Raw genomic sequence first — 19,007 nt, forward strand, 5'->3', positions numbered from 1 at the left:
TGGTACTGGATGGCAGCCATTTCGTCACGCGTCAAAATAGGCCAAGTTGCCCTGTAACCAGTGTAGCAAAATCATCGTCGATGAAGGGCAAAATTCCGTCGGCAACCGGCTGAAGCTGACGCGTCAGATAGTGTTCATAATCCAGAGGCGAGTGCTGATAATCCACAGGTTCCGGGCCGTTAATCGTCCAGACGTATTTGATGGTCCCCCGGTTCTGATACTGCGGCGCGCGGCCGCGGCGGACGTTTTCTTCATCCGCCAGGCGCGCGGCGCGGACGTGCGGAGGAACGTTACGCTGGTACTCCGCCAGCGGACGGCGCAGACGCTTGCGGTACACCAGCTGCGCGTCAAGTTCGCCCGCCATCAGGCTGGCTATCGTCTCGCGCACGTAGTCCTGATACGGCTCATTGCGGAACACCCGCAGATAAAGCGTCTGCTGGAACTGCTGCGCCAGCGGCGTCCAGTCGGTACGTACCGTCTCCAGCCCTTTGAAGACCATCCGCTGCGCGTCGCCTTCCTGAATCAGCCCGGCGTAGCGCTTCTTGCTGCCCTGATCGGTACCGCGAATGGTGGGCATTAAAAAGCGGGCAAAATGGGTTTCAAATTCCAGCTCCAGCGCGCTGGTTAAGCGCGCTTTCTGCAGATGTTCCTGCCACCAGTTGTTCACGAAGGCAACCAGCGCTTTGCCGATTTGCGCGGCGTCTTCTTCTGAATGAGTGCCCTTAAGCCATACAAAGGTGGAGTCCGTGTCGCCGTAGATGACGTCATAGCCCCGGGACTCAATCAGCGCTTTAGTCTGGCGCATGATCTCGTGTCCGCGCATGGTGATCGACGACGCCAGCCGCGGGTCAAAGAAGCGGCAGGCGCTGGTGCCCAGCACGCCGTAAAAGGCGTTCATGATGATTTTCAGCGCCTGCGATAGCGGCTTGTTGCCGTGGCGCTTGGCCTCATCTCGGCCGTGCCAGATGTTTCCCACTATCTCAGGCAGACAGTGTTTTTCCCGCGAGAAGCGTGCGCCGAGGAAGCCTTCGGTGCTGTGTTCATCATCCGGCTGGGCCAGGCCTTCCACCAGCCCGACGGGGTCGATCAGGAAGGTGCGAATTATCGACGGGTAGAGGCTTTTGTAGTCCAGCACCAGAACGGAGTCATACAATCCTGGCCGGGAGTCCATGACATATCCGCCGGGGCTGGCCTGCGGCGGCACGTCCCCAAGGTTGGGGGCGACGTATCCTGCCCGGTGCATCCGCGGAAAATAGAGGTGGCTGAAAGCCGCCACGGAGCCGCCGTGTCTGTCAGCTGCCAGGCCGTTCACCGTCGCGCGCTCCAGCAGGAACGGCATAATCTCGGTTTTATGGAATATCTGCGTGACCAGCTCGCAGTCTTTCAGGTTATAGGTGGCGAGCGCCGGTTTGTCTTCGTTAAAGCGCCGGTCGATCTCGTCCATTCTGTCCCAGGGGTTGTCGATGGATTTACCTTCACCAAGCAGCTCCTGCGCCACCGCTTCGAGGGAGAATGAAGAGAAGTTCCAGAAGGCGGATTTCAGCGCCTCAATGCCGTCGATAATCAGGCGACCGTTCGCCTGTGCGAAGAAGACGCCGTTCTTAAAACCGTGCTCGCGCCATTCCAGCTCGCTGTTGCCGCGCCCGAGCATCAGCGGAATGCGGTAACGCTCGGCGTGCTTTTGCAGCACGCGCAGATCGAACTGCACCACGTTCCAGCCGATCAGGACGTCGGGATCGTAGTCGGCAAACCACTGGTTAAGCTTTTCCAGCAGCTGCGGGCGGCTGCTGACGTACTCAAGCCGGAAATCCAGCGCGGAGGCATTACCATTCGGCGGCCCGAGCATATAGACAACCCGATCGCCGCAGCCTTCCAGACCGATGCAGTACAGTTCGCCGTGGCGGGTGGTTTCGATATCCAGTGATACCCACTTCAGCGGCGGGCGGTAGTGCGGGTTCGGCTTCAGCCGCGCATTAACGAGGCTGCCGTTATGCGCGGTGCCGTCCACCCAGACGGGCGCGGTAATAAACCGCTCCATCAGAAAGCGTTCCGGTGGGCGGATATCCGCTTCGTAGAGCGTCACGTCTGCTTCGCGCAGCAGTTTTTCATAGCGCATCAGCTGACGATGGGCGCGACAGTAGAGGCCGTAAACCGGCTGACGGTGGAAATCTTTCAGCTCAAGCGGAGTGATGCGCCAGCCGTTTTCGCCGCGCAGCAGCTCTTTCACTTTTTCGACGTGAGCTTCCGGAATAAAAGCCACGGATTCCTGCGGGGGGAGCGTCACGTGCAGCGGACCGTTGTCCGTCGCCAGCCAGAACGCGACCTCGGTGCCCTGAGGGGTATCCCGCCAGTGTCGGGTCAGTAAAAAGCCTTCTTGCACCTGCGCCACGCCGTTATCCCAGAAAACAAAACCAGGCCTGATTATAGCCTGGTTAAGATTTTAATGCTGGGTTTATATACAGTTTACTGCCCGTAGTAGGCCTTCGCGCCGTGCTTGCGCAGGTAATGCTTATCCAGCAGGGTTTGCTGCATATCCGGCAGCTGCGGCGCCAGCTGGCGACAGAAGATCCCCATATAGGCGATCTCTTCGAGTACGATGGCGTTATGCACCGCGTCTTCTGCGTTTTTCCCCCAGGCAAACGGGCCGTGGGAGTGCACCAGCACGCCGGGCATTTGCGCCGCGTCGATTCCCCGTTTTTCGAAGGTTTCAACGATCACGTTGCCGGTTTCCCACTCATACTCGCCGTTGATTTCTGCATCGGTCATCAGACGCGTGCAGGGAATAGTGCCGTAAAAGTAATCCGCGTGGGTGGTGCCGGTCGCCGGGATGGACTGGCCCGCCTGCGCCCAGATGGTGGCATGGCGTGAATGGGTATGCACGATACCGCCGATGGTCGGGAATGAGCGGTACAGCAGGCGGTGGGTTGGCGTATCGGAGGAGGGCTTTTTGTTCCCTTCCACTACTTCACCCGTTTCGATGCTGACAACGACCATATCGTCTGCGGTCATTACCGAGTAATCGACGCCGGAAGGCTTGATCACGAACACGCCTTTTTCGCGGTCAACGGCGCTGACGTTGCCCCAGGTCAGGGTCACCAGATTATGTTTCGGCAGCGCCAGGTTGGCTTCGAGCAGCTGGCGTTTGAGCTCTTCTAACATTGTTGTCTCCAGTGCCGGATGGCGCTTCGCTTATCCGGCCTACAGGATCGTAGGCCCGGTAAACGCGGCGCCATCGGGCATTCCGTGCTTTAGCGTTTTGAACCGTAATAGACTTCATTCCAGCGCAGCGCGTCCTTAAAGGCGGGCAGGCGGGTATCGTTATCAATCACGGTCAGCTCGATATCGTGCAGCTCGGCAAACTGACGCATGTCGTTCAGATCCAGCGCGTGGCTGAAGACGGTGTGGTGCGCGCCACCTGCGAGGATCCAGGCTTCTGAAGCGGTCGGCAGATCCGGCTGTGCTTTCCACAGGGCGTTGGCGACCGGCAGTTTCGGTAGAGAATGTGGGGTTTCAACCGCATCGACGCAGTTCACCAGCAGGCGGAAACGATCGCCGAGATCGATCAGGCTGGCGTTGATGGCCGGGCCCGTGCGGGTGTTGAAGATCAGACGCGCCGGATCGGCTTTCCCGCCAATACCGAGGTACTGCACGTCCAGGATCGGTTTTTCCTCTACCGCGATGGAAGGGCAGACTTCCAGCATGTGTGAGCCGAGCACCAGATCGTTGCCGTTTTCGAAGTGGTAGGTGTAGTCCTCCATAAAGGAGGTGCCGCCCTGCAGACCGGTCGACATCACCTTCATGATGCGAAGCAGAGCGGCAGTTTTCCAGTCGCCTTCGCCCGCAAAGCCGTAGCCCTGCTGCATCAGGCGTTGTACTGCCAGACCCGGCAGTTGTTTCAGACCGTGGAGATCTTCAAAGGTGGTGGTAAAGGCGTGGAAGCCGCCCTGTTCCAGGAAGCGCTTCATGCCCAGCTCGATGCGCGCCGCGTCCAGCACGTTCTGGCGCTTGTCGCCGTTGATTTGTGCCGCAGGCGTCAGGCGGTAGCTGCTTTCGTATTCGTCCACCAGCGCGCTCACGTCGCCATCGCTGATTTCATTCACCACCTGCACCAGGTCGCCCACGGCCCAGGTATTCACGGAGAAGCCGAACTTGATCTGCGCGGCCACTTTGTCGCCGTCGGTGACCGCCACTTCACGCATGTTGTCGCCGAAACGCACCACTTTCAGGTGGCGGGTATCCTGCTTAGAGACTGCCTGGCGCATCCAGGAGCCGATACGTTGTTGCGCTTTGCCATCCTGCCAGTGGCCAGTCACGACCGCATGCTGCTGACGCATACGCGCGCCGATGAAGCCGAACTCGCGGCCGCCGTGCGCGGTCTGGTTCAGGTTCATAAAGTCCATGTCGATGCTGTCCCACGGCAGGGAGGCGTTGAACTGGGTGTGGAACTGCAGCAGCGGTTTGTTGAGGATAGACAGGCCGTTGATCCACATTTTTGCGGGGGAGAAGGTGTGCAGCCACACCACCAGACCGGCGCATTTATCGTCGTAGTTGGCGTCGCGGCAGATGTGAGTGATTTCGTCCGGCGTTGTGCCCAGCGGTTTCAGCACCAGTTTGCACGGCAGCTTGGCTTCCGCATTCAGCGCGTTAACGACGTGCTCCGCGTGTTTTGTCACCTGCTGCAGCGCTTCCGGTCCGTACAGATGCTGGCTGCCAATCACAAACCACACTTCATAGTTATTAAAAATGGTCATCATCGTGTCCTTAATGGGTCAGGGTTGCCGTAGTGTCCGCGGTGCTTTTGGCCGGGGCGGCGACAGGGAGATAGTGAAGTTCGGCGCTTTTTGCCCATTGCTGGTAGCGCTGATAAAGCTGTTCAAAGCGTTGTGCCTGCTGGGCACGCGGCTGGAGCGTATTTTCGACAGCGCTCGCCATATGCTGCTGCGCGGTCGGGATATCCGCATGGACCCCTGCGGCCACGGCGGCGAAAATCGCCGCGCCCAGCGCGCAGCACTGATCGGAGGCCACAATCTGAAGCGGACGGTTCAGCACGTCGCAGCAGGCCTGCATGATCACCGGGTTTTTACGGGCAATACCGCCCAGCGCCATCACGTTATTCACGTCGATGCCCTGCCCGGTGAAGCACTCCATAATCGCGCGGGCGCCGAAGGCCGTTGCGGCAATCAGGCCGCCGAACAGCGCAGGCGCGTCGGTTGCCAGGTTGAGATCCGCGATCACCCCTTTCAGACGCTGGTTGGCGAACGGCGTACGACGGCCGTTAAACCAGTCCAGCACTACCGGGAGGTGATCGAGAGAAGGATTTTTTGCCCAGGCTTCGGTGAGCTGCGGCAGGAGCTGCTTTTTGCTCTCGGCTATCTGTGTTTTCAGTTCAGGATGCGCCGCCGCCAGCTGGTCCAGCGGCCAGCCCAGCACGCGGCCAAACCAGGCGTAGATATCGCCAAAAGCGGACTGACCGGCTTCCAGGCCGATGAAGTCCGGCACCACGCTGCCGTCAACCTGTCCGCAGATGCCTTTCACCGCGCGATCGCCGACGGTGGCTTTATCCGCCGTCAGGATGTCGCAGGTGGAAGTCCCGATGACTTTGACCAGCGTGTTTGGCTGTGCGCCCGCGCCCACGGCGCCCATATGGCAGTCAAAGGCGCCGCCGGAGATCGCCACGTTTCGCGGCAGGCCGAGGCGCGTCGCCCACTCTTCGCAGAGGGTGCCGACGGGAACATCGGCGGTGAAGGTGTCGGTAAACAGCGGGTATGTCAGGCTCTTGTTGATAATCGGGTCGAGTTCATCGAAGAAGGCTGCCGGAGGCAGGCCGCCCCAGCTTTCATGCCACAGGGATTTATGCCCGGCGCTGCAGCGACCGCGGCGGATATCCTGCGGGCGGGTGGTGCCGGAGAGCAGGGCAGGCACCCAGTCGCACAGCTCAACCCATGACGCGGCAGCTTGCGCAACGGAGTCGTCGGCACGGGTGACGTGGAGGATCTTGGCCCAGAACCATTCGCTGGAGTAAATCCCGCCGATGTAGCGCGAGTAGTCCGTTTTGCCCGGCTGATGGCACAGGCGGGTGATGGCTTCGGCCTCTTCCACGGCGGTATGGTCTTTCCACAGCACGAACATGGCGTTCGGGTTGTCGGCAAACTCCGGGCGCAGCGCCAGCACGCGTCCTTCGGCATCCACAGGGGCTGGCGTGGAGCCGGTGCTGTCGACGCCAATCCCGACAATCTCAGATCGCTGGGCGTCGGTCAGTTCGGCCAGGACGGTTTTGATCGCCGCTTCCATCGACTCGATATAGTCACGCGGGTGGTGGCGGAACTGATTGTTCGGCGCATCACAGTAGCGCCCCTCTTGCCAGCGCGGGTACCACTCAACGCTGGTTGCTATCTCCTGGCCGGACGTACAGTCCACTGCCAGCGCGCGAACCGAATCGCTGCCAAAATCGAGGCCAATCGCAATTGCCATGGTGTTGCTCCATCGAAAAAACAGGTATGGAAGAACATTAGAGACTGGGGGAAAAAGTCGTCAGGCAGGATCCGCTAATCTTATGGACTAAATTGCTGTTACAACGGAAAGTGTGACGCCGTGCAAATATTCAATGTGGACATTTCTGCCGCACTTATAGACACTTTTGTTACTGGTTATCTGTCTGCTCTGGCGGAGAAATCAGGGGGAAAGGCTGAAACATGGCGGACGTAAAAGCGGCGTGATGCTTTTTGGATCTTTTCGCGGGCCATTTTTAACCTGCATTTAGTGATATGGACAATTGGTTTCCTTCAGGACCCTTGGGAGAACTGAATCTATGGCCGAAACGCAGAACGATCCCCTGCTGCCGGGATACTCGTTTAACGCGCACCTTGTGGCGGGGCTGACCCCTATCGAGGCTGAGGGATATCTCGACTTTTACGTCGACCGACCGCTCGGAATGAAAGGGTATATCCTCAACCTGACCGTGCGGGGGGAAGGGATCATCAAGAACGGTGACCAGCAGTTCGTCTGCCGCCCGGGGGATATCCTGCTGTTCCCGCCGGGGGAGATCCACCACTATGGCCGTCATCCGGATGCCAAAGAGTGGTATCACCAGTGGGTCTACTTCCGTCCGCGCGCCTACTGGCAGGAGTGGCTTTCCTGGCCGGCTATTTTTGCACACACCGGGTTTTATCGCCCGGATGAGGTGCATCTGGCGCAGTTTCGCGAGCTTTTTGCGCAAATTATCGAGGCGGGGCAGGCTGGTGGACGCTATGCCGAACTGCTGGCGATAAACCTCCTTGAACAGCTGCTGCTGCGGCGGATGGAGGCGATTAACGCGTCGCTTAACCCACCGCTGGATAACCGCGTGCGCGACGCCTGCCAGTACATCAGCGACCACCTGGCCGATAGCCAGTTTGATATCGCCAGCGTTGCTCAGCACGTCTGCCTGTCGCCGTCGCGGCTGTCGCATCTGTTCCGCCAGCAGCTGGGCGTCAGCGTATTGAGCTGGCGTGAAGATCAGCGCATCAGCCAGGCGAAACTGTTGCTCAGCACCACCCGGATGCCCATCGCCACCGTGGGACGCAACGTAGGCTTTGAGGATCAGCTCTATTTCTCCCGCGTATTTAAAAAATGTACCGGTGCCAGTCCGAGTGAATTCCGCGCGGGATGTGAATAATCGGTAAAAAAAGATAAACAAACAGGTGAATGCGGAAAGCAACCTGTAAACTATTCAGACAATTGTTGCCTTGACGCGGTGCGGGGCGCTAAGCAGAATCGCTGATTCGTTTTCTGACCGGAATAGTTATGCAGGCATTGCTGGAACACTTTATTACCCAGTCCGTTATGTACTCGCTCATCGCCGTGGCGCTGGTGGCGTTTCTGGAATCACTGGCGCTTGTCGGGTTAATTCTGCCCGGCACCGTAATGATGGCAGGGCTTGGTGCGCTGATTGGCAGCGGCGAGGTTAATTTCTGGCAGGCGTGGCTGGCCGGGATTATCGGCTGCCTGCTCGGCGACTGGATCTCCTTCTGGCTGGGCTGGCGCTTTAAGAAGCCGCTGCACCGCTGGTCGTTCATGAAAAAGAACAAAGCCTTGCTGGATAAAACCGAGCATGCGCTGCATCAGCACAGCATGTTTACCATCCTCGTCGGACGCTTTGTCGGGCCAACGCGTCCGCTGGTGCCGATGGTGGCCGGGATGCTGGATCTGCCCGTCGCGAAATTCGTGGTGCCGAACATTATCGGCTGCGTCTTCTGGCCCCCGTTCTACTTCCTGCCGGGGATCCTCGCGGGTGCTGCCATTGATATTCCTGACGGGATGCAAAGCGGTGAGTTTAAGTGGCTGCTGCTGGGCACGGCGCTGCTGCTGTGGCTGGCGGTCTGGCTCTGCTGGCGACTGTGGCGCAGCGCGAAAGCCAGTGTCGATCGCCTGACGCGCTATCTCCCGCGTTCTCGCCTGCTCTGGCTGGCCCCGCTGACGCTGGGTGTGGCTGCGGTAGCCCTGGTCGCGCTGATTCGTCACCCGCTGATGCCGGTGTACGGTGAGATCCTGTTGAAGGTGGTGAGCCGTTAAGGTGTTTTCCCTCTCCCTGTGGGAGAGGGCATCAGGTCGCACGAATGCCCAACAGTGAAGACGCGGTAGCTTTACCACTCAGCAGTTCTTCTGTACTTCCATCCCACAAAATACGTCCTTCGGCAACCACCACCGATCTCGGCGCAATCCGTGCGGCATCTTCGATACTGTGCGAAACCATCAGCATCGTAAGCTGCTGGCGCTGGCAGACGTCCTGCACCAGGGCGAGCATCTCCTGGCGCAGCGCGGGATCGAGCGCCGAGAACGGCTCATCCAGCAGCAGCAGCGGCTGCTCGCGCACCAGACAACGCGCCAGCGCCACGCGCTGACGCTGGCCGCCGGAGAGCTCGCCCGGCAGCCTGTCGATGAATTCAGCGATCCCCATCTGTGCGGCAATCACTTCAAGTTTTTCGCGTTGGGCATCGTTCAGCCTGAGCCCCGGATGCATTCCCAGCGCGATGTTTTGCCGCACCGTCAGATGGGTGAAGAGGTTATTTTCCTGAAACAGCATCGACACAGGACGTTTAGCCGGAGGGGCGTTGGTGAAATCACGATTATCGATGGCTATCGACCCGCTGGCAGGTTGCAGAAAGCCGGCGATCAAATTGAGCAAGGTGCTTTTCCCGGCACCGCTTGGGCCAAGCACCGCAATCCGCTCGCCCTGCTGAACGGAGAGCGTGAAGCGCATCGGCAGATGCTGATAGAGCCAGGTTACATCAGTCAGTTTTAACATCACGCCCCGGGAGTTTTTCGATAACGGTAAATAAGGCAAAGCACAGCAGCAGCAGTAACAGCGCGGTAACCGCGCCATCCTGACTGCGGTAAGAGCCGATTTGCTGATAAAGCCAGTACGGCAGCGTGCGGAAATCGTCATTGCCGAACAGCGCCACGACGCCGAAGTCTCCAATGGAGAGCACGCAGGCAAACGCCAGCGCCTGCGCCAGCGGACGTTTTAGCGCGCGCAGTTCCACAACCTTCAGCCGCTGCCAGCCCTGCATGCCCAGCGACTGACACAGCAAACCGTAGCGGCTGTTGACGTCGCGCATCGGGTTTTCCAGCACCTTAAGCGCGTAGGGGATGGCCATTAAGGCGTTAGTGAAAATCACAATGCCATCGGCCCTTTCCGGCAGGCCGAGGGTGCTGTTGAACAGTAAAAAGAAGCCCGTTGCCAGCACGATACCCGGCATCGCCAGTATCAGCATGCCCGTCAGTTCCAGCATTTGTCCGGCTTTTTGCGCCTGGCGGGCGTAGAGCTCACGGCTGCTCCACAGCAGCATCATGGTCAGCATAACGCACAGCAGTCCGGCAGCCAGCGCTATGCGTACCGAGGTCCAGGTCGCCTGCCAGAGAACGGGCTGTTGTAGGACGGACATAAGATTGAGGTTCAGGCCGTCAACGATAACGGCCAGCAGCGGCGGCAGCAGCAGCAACAGCGCCAGCGCGATCAGGATAACATCGCTGATGCGGCTGTGCAGGCTGTCCTGCGGATCGCGCCAGCCGGTTATTTGATGACTACCTGCGGGAATGGCTTTACTCAGCCGCTGGCTCAACAGCACCAGCACCAGACAGCACGCCATCTGGACTATCGCCAGCAGCGCGGCGCGACCGGGATCGTAGTCGTAACTCAGCGCCTGGTAAATCGCCAGCTCAATGGTGGTGGCCTGCGGCCCGCCGCCAAGTGACAGCACGGTGGCAAAGCTGGCAAAGCAGAGCATAAAGATTAATGCCGCCACGGGCGGGAGCTGGCGGCGCAGCCACGGCCATTCGACAAAACGGAAGAACGACCAGCCGCGCATGCCGAGCTGGGCGGCAATCTGACGCTGTTCGCCGGGAATATTTTCCAGCGCCTGCAAAAAGAGGCGCGTTGCCATCGGCATATTGAAAAATACGTGCGCCAGCAGAATGCCCTGCAGTCCGTAAGGCGAGAATGACCATTCCAGACCAAGCTGACCGAACAGTGAAGCCAGCCAGCCCTGACGACCGTAAACGCTCAGAATACCAAATACCGCCACCAGCACGGGCAGGATCAGCGTCATGGCGCACAGGCGCAGCAGGGCCTGCCTGCCGGGAAATCGCCGTCGATACAGAGCGCGTGCCAGAAAAATAGCCGGGATCACCGACAGCAGGGCAGAAAGAGACGCCTGCCAGAAGGAGAACCGGATAACGTGCCAGAGGTAGCTGTCGTGCCAGAGGGCGAGCAGGTCGCTCTCTGGCGCGTTAAACCACAATGCAAGAAAAGCCCCCAGGCTGACCGCTACCATCACGGCGGCGGCGAGCAGCCCGGGAAGTAACCAGCCGGGAATCAACGGCTGACGGCGCGTTGCCATTCGCTTACCCATGCTGCACGCTGCGCGGCGACCTGCTGCGGCGTAAACTCCAGCGAGGTTTTCGGTTTGGTCAACTGCTCGAAACCTGCGGGCAGCGCAACGTTAGTAACCGGATACATCCAGTTGCCCGCTGGAATGGCTTTCTGGAACGCCGGTGAAACCATAAACTTCAGGAACTTCTCGGCCAGCTCCGGCTGTTTGCTGGCAGCGGTACGCGCGGCCACTTCCACCTGCAGATAGTGCCCTTCCGCAAAATCTGCGGCTGCATAGTTGTCTTTCTTCTCGGCGATAATGTGGTAGGCCGGGGAGGTGGTGTAGCTCAGCACCAGGTCGCTTTCGCCTTTGAGGAACAGGCCGTAGGCTTCGCTCCAGCCTTTGGTCACGGTGACGGTTTTGGCGGCCAGCTTCTGCCATGCTTCCGGTGCTTTATCCCCGTAGACCTTTTGCATCCATAGCAGCAGGCCCAGGCCCGGCGTGCTGGTACGCGGATCTTCGTAAATTACGCGCCACTTCTGATCGCTTTCGACCAGCTCTTTCAGGCTTTTTGGCGGGTTTTTCAGCTTATTTTTGTCGTAAACAAAAGCAAAGTAGCCGTAGTCGAACGGCACAAAGGTGTCGTTCTTCCAGCCGCCCGGCACGTTAACGGCATCTGCCGCGACGCCGCTTTTGGCAAACAGTTTGGTTTGCGAGGCGGCTTCCAGCAGGTTGTTATCCAGCCCGAGTACCACGTCGGCTTTACTGTTTTTTCCTTCCATGCGCAGACGGTTGAGCAGCGACACGCCATCTTCAAGCGCCACGAACTTCAGCTCGCAGTTGCAGTCCGCTTCAAAGGCTTTTTTGACAACCGGGCCAGGGCCCCAGTCGGCAGAGAAGGAGTCGTAGGTGTAGACCGTCAGGACGGGTTTGGCAAAAGCAGGCAGCGCGAACAGCGCCAGCAGGGGGAGAACTTTTTTTAACACTTTGCACCTCAGGGTTGAGTGGCAAAGGATTTTGAGCGACAGCCTCAAATCCCTTCGCCGGCGTTATCCGGATCAGGTTCGACGGGTATTATCTCAGCGCACATCTGTGATGCAGCACCCCGTTGAGAACGGCGCTATTGTAATGATTTGGTGAATATTACGAAAGCGTTATGGCTCCGGTGGCGCAAACCAGGCGGATTTAAAATCAAACCAGCCCAGGGTGTTCATCCGCAGGCCGCGCATGCTGCGCTGGCCCTGGATCATCAGCCAGTGGTGGATCAGCGGGACGATCGCCTGCTTGGCCAGCAGCTGCTGGCACCAAACGGCAAGGTTCATCTCGCCCGATCGCCATAGGGCGGCGTCCTGCTGCCAGTCCCGATCGATGCAGTGCTGGATCAGCGGGACTTCATACAGGTGTGAAAATAATGAAAAATCGAGCGGCAGGGTAAAATTAGCGCTGTTGAGCCAGATATCGCTGGCGATCTCTCCCTGATGCCATTCGTCATAGTCCACTTCTCTTACCTCTAACTTGACCCCCTCGGCTGCCAGCAGGCGGGTCATGATCCTCGCGATAAAACGATGCTCCACGTGCTCGCGGTAGTAGGTCAGGGTGATGGACTCCAGCCCTGCGGGTTTGTCGCAGTGCGACGGCCGGGCGTGGTGCCAGCGCGGAAGCAGGCCGTAGGCCGGAAACCAGTATGTCTGGTACTGCTCTTCCGCATGGTAGATCAGATTGGAAGGGGACAGCACGTGGCTGATCCACTTGCGGACGCCCTGGTTTGCCCCGCGGTGGGTGCGGCGGTCAAACAGGAGATAGTAGCATCCTTCCTCCAGGCGGCTCTCCACGGCCTTTTCTCCGGTGGTGGGGCCTTCAAGCGTCAGACCGCAGCTCAGGTCTTCATTGAGGTCAGGCAATACCCACACGTTCACTTCGTCGATCAGCGCCCGATAGCCAAAGTAGTCATCGAACGCGCGGATTTTCAGCTGGTTGCTGTTATTGCGGGACACGGAGTAGGGCCCGGTGCCAATCGGCAGGCTGGCAAAATTGTTCAATGATTCCCACTCGCCGGGCAAAATCATCGACGGTACATAGCCCAGCAGCCAGGGAAGCCACTTGTCCTGCTGCGACAGCTCAATGTCCAGCGTCCAGGCCGTGGGGGAGTGGATGCGCGAAATATGCGAGTAGAGCGGCAGCCTGCGGGCGCGTTCCAGAGAGGCGATGACGTCGTGCATCTCCAGCTCGCGGCCGTGGTGAAAGTGGATGCCGGGGCGTAAGAAGAAGCGCCAGTGGCGCGGGGAAAGCTGCTGCCAGTGATGGGCAATATCCGCCTCCAGTTCCCCGTTTTCCTCATTTATGCGCGTCAGGCCGCTGAAGATTTGTCGGGCCATGTGGGTTTCCGAGCGGCGTAACGCCGTACCGGGCAACAGATTTTTCATCGGACGGTAGTAGAGCACCCGCAGAATGTGTCGGCCCTGACGAAAGCTGCGTCCGAGATGGGAGACCAGCATCTGGCGCACGGCGGCCTTGTCGCCCACCAGCTGGACCAGCTGATCGATGCGGTCCTGTTCGAGCAGATCTTCTGCGCGCTGCTGCTGCAACGCCAGTCCGGTATACAGGAAGGTCAGTCGCGAGCGTTTGCCGCGTCCCGCTTCCGCTTCCCAGCTTAACCACCCCTGCTGCTGCATGGTGTTGAGAAGCGTGCGCATATGACGGCGGGAACAGCTAAGCAGGTCCGCCAGCTCGTTGAGCGTGGTCTCCTGCGATTGCCCCTCGCAGCACTGCCAGAGGCGGATAAACTGTTGTTGCAGACGACCGGAAGGCATAAAAGGGGAACTCCTGACAAAAAACCAGCAATTTATTTATCCCTATATTAGGCCAATAATTCTCCTCGATGAAGCGAGGAGGTAAATTATGAAGAGGTCTACCGCACGTCAGTTTTATCAGCAGTACTTTTCAGCGACAAAAGGATCGTCCTGGCTGGCCCGCCGGTGTGCAGAGCAACGGCTGAAAACGTTAGAAGAACTGATGCAGTGGGACGTTACGACACCGACCTCTTCCCGCTAACTCGCCTCGATCATGTGTGACTGAGTATTGGTGCTTATCACCCGCCAGCAAAATGTTTTTGCTGGCTTTTTTCGTTTACTATTCACCTAATTTCGATTCGCTTTCACAAGGACTTGCGCATGCTGTGGTTGATGACGATGGGGCGACGCCTGAACGGCGTGTATGCCGCTTTTATGCTGGTGGCCTTTATGATGGGCGTGGCGGGGGCGCTTCAGGCGCCGACGCTGAGCCTGTTTCTCAGCCGCGAGGTAGGGGCGCAGCCGTTTTGGGTCGGCCTGTTTTATACCGTCAACGCCATTGCCGGGATCCTGGTCAGCCTCGCGCTGGCGAAACGATCGGACAGCCAGGGCGATCGCCGCAAGCTGATCCTCTTTTGCTGCGCCATGGCCGTGGGTAACGCGCTGCTCTTTGCCTTCAATCGTCATTATCTGACGCTCATTACCTGCGGCGTGCTGTTGGCGTCGCTGGCGAACACCGCTATGCCGCAGCTGTTCGCCCTGGCCCGTGAATATGCGGATAACTCCGCGCGGGAAGTGGTGATGTTCAGCTCGGTGATGCGTGCCCAGCTCTCGCTGGCGTGGGTCATTGGTCCGCCGCTGGCCTTTATGCTGGCGTTGAACTATGGCTTTACCACCATGTTCTCCATTGCGGCAGGCATTTTTGTCATCAGCCTGGCGCTGATAGCCTTCGCACTGCCGTCCGTGGCCCGCGTCGAACAGGCGACGGATAAACCTGTTACCCAGGTGAGCGGCTGGCAGGACAAGAACGTCCGCATGTTGTTTATTGCCTCGACGCTGATGTGGACCTGCAATACCATGTACATTATTGATATGCCGCTGTGGATCAGCAGCGATCTGGGCTTACCGGACAAGCTCGCGGGGATCTTAATGGGGACCGCCGCCGGGCTGGAAATTCCGGCGATGATTCTGGCGGGCTATTACGTTAAGCGCTTTGGAAAGCGTCGGATGATGATCGTCGCCGTGGCGGCCGGGGTACTGTTCTACGCGGGGTTGATCCTTTTCCATTCGCGTGAAGCGTTGCTGGCGCTGCAGCTGTTTAACGCCGTGTTTATTGGAATTGTTGCCGGGATCGGCATGCTCTGGTTCCAGGATCTGATGCCCGGCCGTGCAGGCTCGGCAACGACGCTTTTTACCAACAGTATTTCAACCGGCGTGATCCTGGCGGGCGTGATTCAGGGGGCGCTGGCGCAAAGCTATGGTCATGCGTCGGTCTACTGGATGATTGCGGCGCTATCCGTCGTGACGCTCCTGCTGACCTGCCGCGTAAAAGACGTGTGATCGGATGAGTGAAACGGAGCCCGGGAGCACCGGGCTCTGTGAAGCGTTTTATTCGGAATACTGATATTTACGCTGCGCGCGTAGCGTCAGGTACATATGAACGAGTCCCATGAAGCCGTGTGCCCAGAAATATGTCTCAATAAAAACTGTCAGGAATTTATGCAAATCTAAGACGGATTCCGTGACGGACGAAACCGGCCCAAGCGTGGCGTTCAGCACGAACCAGGCCGCGCCGCAGAGTGCAACGCCCAGCAGCGCCAGCACACCCAGACCTTGCACCGTTGCCGCCATACCGCCAGCATGCGCGTCAGGTAACTGACGCTGCGCGAGGGTGCGAATATCTTCAACGATTCCACGAAAATCCAGCGCCAGCCAGGCGTAGTAATACTTAAATCCGCGCTGGGTTAACATCCATGCCATCATGGCAATACCACAAAAAATTAAACCAAACCCTGAGATAACATGGATCCAGGTGACAATTCCGTTCAGTCCGGATTCGTGGAGGGCCTCGCTTTCGGTGAAATTAGAATTGATAATTTGGGCCAGCACCAGTATGGCTACAAGAATGTGCAGTACGCGAAGAAAAGGTGTTTCTTTATGGGGAAGCGTATTACGTAGCGTTGGGTTCATCGCTTTTTACCTCAATAATGAGAGAGCTGATGCGATGCAGTGTGACGCAGATTAATTAACGAAACCTTAACGATGAGTAGCGTCACACTGTATTTATGCGTTCTGATTAGCGAGCAGGATCAATATGCGTCATCACGTTCAGCACATTGAATTTTTGCATCACGTTGTTTCTGGCATTGACGGCAATCTGATGCCCTTCTTTTACGCTTAATTCGCCGTTCACTTCCAGATGGACATCGACAAGGGCTAAATCGCCCATCTTGCGGGTTTTTAAATCATGGAGTCCGGTGACGCCTTCGGTTGAGAGAAGACACGTTTTGATATCGTGCTCCAGCTCGGGTTCAAGCGAACGGTCCATCAGATCGTGCAGGGCATCGGCAGAGAATTTGTAACCCATATGGGCGATGAACACTCCGACAATCAGGGCCGCAATCAGGTCCATCGCGTGAAAACCCACTAAATTTCCGGCAATACCGATGGCGACAACCACTGACGACGCTGCGTCAGAACGGGCATGCCAGGCATTGGCTATCAGCAGCGAGGACTGAATACGTTTTCCCGTGGCAAACATGTATCTGAACAGACTCTCCTTCACCACCAGCGCCAGTATCGCCACCCACAAAGCGGCCCCTTTTACTATCTGATGCGTCTCGGGATTAAGCAGTTTATTGCCAGCGGACCAGAGCATCCCGACCCCCACGAGCAGCAGAATAGCGCCAATAATAAGCTTTGCACCGTTTTCGAAACGCAGATGACCGTAATGATGATCGTTATCAGAGGTTTTCTGACTCTTTTTATTCGCAATCAGAACGACAAAGTCAGAAGATAAATCGGAAAGAGAATGAATCCCATCAGCAATTAATCCCTGTGAACCGGAGAATATTCCTGCAACTATCTGAAAGCAGGTGAGTAAAATATTTATTATCACGCTTACTAATGTGCATTTGTGTATTTCCCGAGAACGGATGTGAGACTCATTGCCATTTTTCTTTTCCATGATGATTTCCGCTACCAACTGATTGAGCGATTATTCTGCGCAGGAAACATTAAATTGACGTTAAATATAATGTCATTATTGGCTGGGTTTGGGAATATTTACAGAAGGAGGGCGGGTATTGGGATAAAACGCGGCCTGCAGAGTGCACTGCAGGCCGGAGGATTACTTCATAAATGCAGGTTGTTTGTTTTCGTAAGTGGCAATCGCCGCTTCGTGCTGGAGAGTTAAACCTATGCTGTCCAGACCGTTCAGCATGCAGTGACGGCGGAACGCATCAATGCTGAAGCTGTAGGTTTTATCCCCGGCTTTCACCACTTCCGCTTCCAGATCCACTTCAAACGAAATACCCGGATTCGCCTTAACCAGCGCGAACAACTCATCGACCTGTTCATCGCTCAGCGTCACCGGCAGCAGCTGGTTGTTGAAGCTGTTACCGTAAAAAATATCCGCGAAGCTTGGGGCGATGACCACTTTGAAGCCGTAATCGGTGAGCGCCCACGGCGCGTGTTCGCGGGATGAGCCGCAGCCAAAGTTTTCTCGGGCCAGTAAAATGGAGGCGCCTTTGTACTCAGGGAAGTTCAGAACGAATTCCGGATTAGGCACTTCGCCTTTGTCGTCCAGGAAACGCCAGTCGTTGAACAGGTGCGCGCCAAAGCCGGTACGCGTCACCTTCTGCAGAAACTGTTTGGGAATAATAGCGTCAGTATCGACGTTAGCGGCATCCAGCGGGACAACCCGGCCCGTATGTTGGGTAAATTTCTCTGCCATGATTGTCTCCTTATTTCAGGCTGCGAATATCGGCGAAATGGCCGGTGACTGCCGCAGCGGCGGCCATTGCCGGGCTGACCAGATGGGTACGCCCACCGCGGCCCTGACGGCCTTCAAAGTTACGGTTGCTGGTGGAGGCGCAGCGCTCACCCGGATTCAGGCGATCGTTATTCATGGCCAGACACATCGAGCAGCCAGGCAGACGCCACTCGAAGCCCGCTTCGATAAAGATCTTATCTAGACCTTCGGCTTCCGCCTGGGCCTTCACCGGGCCAGAGCCTGGAACCACCAGCGCCTGCACGCCCGGCGCGACTTTACGGCCTTTGGCAATCTCTGCCGCCGCGCGCAAATCTTCGATACGGGAGTTAGTGCAAGAACCGATAAAGACTTTATCAATGGTCACGTCGGTCAACGGCACGCCGGGCTTCAGCCCCATATAGGCCAGCGCTTTTTCCGCACTGGCGCGCTCGACCGGATCTGCAAAGGAAGCAGGATCTGGAATGGCGTCGTTGACGGAAATCACCTGACCCGGGTTTGTCCCCCAGGTCACCTGCGGCGCAATCTCTTCTGCCTGCAGCGTGACAACGGTATCAAACGTCGCCCCATCGTCGGTTTTCAGGGTTTTCCAGTATGCTACCGCGTCGTCAAAATCGTGACCTTTCGGCGCGTGCAGACGGCCCTTCACATAGTTGAAGGTCGTTTCATCTGGCGCGACCAGACCGGCTTTGGCGCCCATCTCAATGGCCATGTTGCACAGGGTCATGCGGCCCTCCATGCTCAGCGCCTGGATAGCGTCTCCGCAGAACTCAACGACGTGGCCTGTACCGCCTGCGCTGCCGGTTTTACCGATAATCGCCAGCACGATATCTTTCGCGGTAATGCCAGGTGCCGCTTTGCCCTTCACTTCAATCTTCATCGTTTTGGCACGGCCCTGCTTCAGGGTCTGCGTCGCCAGAACGTGTTCAACCTCTGAGGTGCCAATCCCGAACGCCAGAGCGCCAAACGCGCCGTGTGTTGCGGTATGGGAGTCACCGCAGACGATGGTCATGCCCGGCAGGGTGATCCCTTGCTCAGGCCCCATCACGTGGACGATGCCCTGATAAGGATGGTTCAGGTCGTACAGCTCAACGCCAAATTCTTTACAGTTCTTAATCAGCTCCTGCATCTGGATACGCGCCATCTCACCCGAGGCATTAATGTCTTTGGTCTGGGTGGAAACGTTGTGATCCATCGTCGCGAAGGTTTTACCCGGCTGACGTACCGGACGCTTCTGCGCGCGCAGGCCGTCAAATGCCTGAGGAGAGGTCACTTCGTGTACCAGATGACGGTCAATGTACAGCAGCGGGGTTTCGTTTGGTGCCTCGTAAACAACGTGCGCATCAAACAACTTTTCATATAACGTTTTAGCCATGA

At 57.7% G+C, this 19,007-nt stretch carries 16 protein-coding genes and 1 riboswitch; of the genes, 4 read left to right on the top strand and 12 right to left on the bottom strand.

Features of this window, described 5'->3' with window-relative positions; translation table 11 throughout:
- Window positions 1–31: 31 nt before the first annotated feature.
- From polB to araB, 4 genes are all read right to left on the bottom strand, one after another.
- Window positions 32–2,389, bottom strand: coding sequence for a DNA polymerase II (gene polB / locus ELK40_RS04145; RefSeq protein WP_127729586.1), 2,358 nt, complete (start codon window positions 2,387–2,389; stop codon window positions 32–34).
- Between the two features lie 74 nt (window positions 2,390–2,463).
- Window positions 2,464–3,159, bottom strand: coding sequence for an L-ribulose-5-phosphate 4-epimerase (araD, locus tag ELK40_RS04150; RefSeq protein ID WP_127729588.1), 696 nt, complete (start codon window positions 3,157–3,159; stop codon window positions 2,464–2,466).
- An 89-nt stretch (window positions 3,160–3,248) separates the two neighbouring features.
- A complete protein-coding gene (araA, locus tag ELK40_RS04155; RefSeq protein ID WP_032649842.1) occupies window positions 3,249–4,751 on the bottom strand; it encodes an L-arabinose isomerase in 1,503 nt (500 codons plus the stop codon).
- Window positions 4,752–4,761: 10 nt separating this feature from the next.
- Window positions 4,762–6,471 carry a ribulokinase gene (gene araB / locus ELK40_RS04160; RefSeq protein ID WP_127729590.1) on the bottom strand — a complete coding sequence of 570 codons (1,710 nt, stop codon included), beginning with the start codon at window positions 6,469–6,471 and terminating at the stop codon, window positions 4,762–4,764.
- A gap of 337 nt (window positions 6,472–6,808) precedes the next feature.
- On the opposite strand from araB, the gene araC reads away from it, so the two are divergent.
- Window positions 6,809–7,654 carry an arabinose operon transcriptional regulator AraC gene (araC, locus tag ELK40_RS04165; protein ID WP_023293301.1) on the top strand — a complete coding sequence of 282 codons (846 nt, stop codon included), beginning with the start codon at window positions 6,809–6,811 and terminating at the stop codon, window positions 7,652–7,654.
- Between the two features lie 128 nt (window positions 7,655–7,782).
- Complete coding sequence (locus tag ELK40_RS04170; protein ID WP_127729592.1) at window positions 7,783–8,550, top strand: DedA family protein; 768 nt, start codon at window positions 7,783–7,785, stop codon at window positions 8,548–8,550.
- Window positions 8,551–8,581: 31 nt separating this feature from the next.
- Here the strand turns inward: ELK40_RS04170 and thiQ are convergent, their stop codons facing one another.
- The 4 genes from thiQ to sgrR form a co-directional block, all read right to left on the bottom strand.
- On the bottom strand, window positions 8,582–9,283 hold the full coding sequence (thiQ, locus tag ELK40_RS04175) for a thiamine ABC transporter ATP-binding protein ThiQ (RefSeq protein WP_127729594.1): 702 nt from the start codon (window positions 9,281–9,283) through the stop codon (window positions 8,582–8,584).
- The gene (gene thiP, locus ELK40_RS04180) at window positions 9,267–10,877 is read right to left on the bottom strand and encodes a thiamine/thiamine pyrophosphate ABC transporter permease ThiP (protein ID WP_127729596.1); all 1,611 of its coding nucleotides are present in this window, start codon (window positions 10,875–10,877) and stop codon (window positions 9,267–9,269) included. Before thiP ends, thiQ begins: the two co-directional genes overlap by 17 nt.
- Window positions 10,853–11,836, bottom strand: a complete 984-nt coding sequence (thiB, locus tag ELK40_RS04185; protein WP_127729598.1) for a thiamine ABC transporter substrate binding subunit — start codon at window positions 11,834–11,836, stop codon at window positions 10,853–10,855. The genes thiP and thiB overlap by 25 nt, the downstream gene beginning before the upstream one ends.
- 31 nt (window positions 11,837–11,867) lie before the next feature.
- A riboswitch (TPP riboswitch) is annotated at window positions 11,868–11,968 on the bottom strand.
- 36 nt (window positions 11,969–12,004) lie between these two features.
- Window positions 12,005–13,660 carry an HTH-type transcriptional regulator SgrR gene (gene sgrR, locus ELK40_RS04190; protein ID WP_127729600.1) on the bottom strand — a complete coding sequence of 552 codons (1,656 nt, stop codon included), beginning with the start codon at window positions 13,658–13,660 and terminating at the stop codon, window positions 12,005–12,007.
- Between the two features lie 88 nt (window positions 13,661–13,748).
- Between sgrR and sgrT the strand changes: the two genes are divergently transcribed.
- Both sgrT and ELK40_RS04200 read left to right on the top strand, forming a co-directional pair.
- On the top strand, window positions 13,749–13,901 hold the full coding sequence (gene sgrT / locus ELK40_RS04195) for a glucose uptake inhibitor SgrT (RefSeq protein ID WP_023334488.1): 153 nt from the start codon (window positions 13,749–13,751) through the stop codon (window positions 13,899–13,901).
- Between the two features lie 119 nt (window positions 13,902–14,020).
- Window positions 14,021–15,199: a sugar efflux transporter gene (locus tag ELK40_RS04200; RefSeq protein ID WP_111964051.1), complete on the top strand. Its 1,179-nt coding sequence runs from the start codon at window positions 14,021–14,023 to the stop codon at window positions 15,197–15,199.
- Window positions 15,200–15,247: 48 nt separating this feature from the next.
- On the opposite strand, the gene ELK40_RS04205 is transcribed toward ELK40_RS04200, so the two are convergent.
- The 4 genes from ELK40_RS04205 to leuC form a co-directional block, all read right to left on the bottom strand.
- Window positions 15,248–15,829: a cytochrome b/b6 domain-containing protein gene (locus ELK40_RS04205; RefSeq protein ID WP_111964050.1), complete on the bottom strand. Its 582-nt coding sequence runs from the start codon at window positions 15,827–15,829 to the stop codon at window positions 15,248–15,250.
- 106 nt (window positions 15,830–15,935) lie between these two features.
- The gene (locus ELK40_RS04210; protein WP_127729602.1) at window positions 15,936–16,826 is read right to left on the bottom strand and encodes a cation diffusion facilitator family transporter; all 891 of its coding nucleotides are present in this window, start codon (window positions 16,824–16,826) and stop codon (window positions 15,936–15,938) included.
- 162 nt (window positions 16,827–16,988) lie between these two features.
- A complete protein-coding gene (gene leuD / locus ELK40_RS04215; RefSeq protein ID WP_029741219.1) occupies window positions 16,989–17,594 on the bottom strand; it encodes a 3-isopropylmalate dehydratase small subunit in 606 nt (201 codons plus the stop codon).
- A gap of 10 nt (window positions 17,595–17,604) precedes the next feature.
- A complete protein-coding gene (leuC, locus tag ELK40_RS04220; protein WP_127729604.1) occupies window positions 17,605–19,005 on the bottom strand; it encodes a 3-isopropylmalate dehydratase large subunit in 1,401 nt (466 codons plus the stop codon).
- Between the last annotated feature and the right edge of the window lie 2 nt (window positions 19,006–19,007).

It is taken from the genome of Enterobacter sp. N18-03635, from assembly GCF_004006055.1.
GTDB lineage: Bacteria > Pseudomonadota > Gammaproteobacteria > Enterobacterales > Enterobacteriaceae > Enterobacter > Enterobacter vonholyi.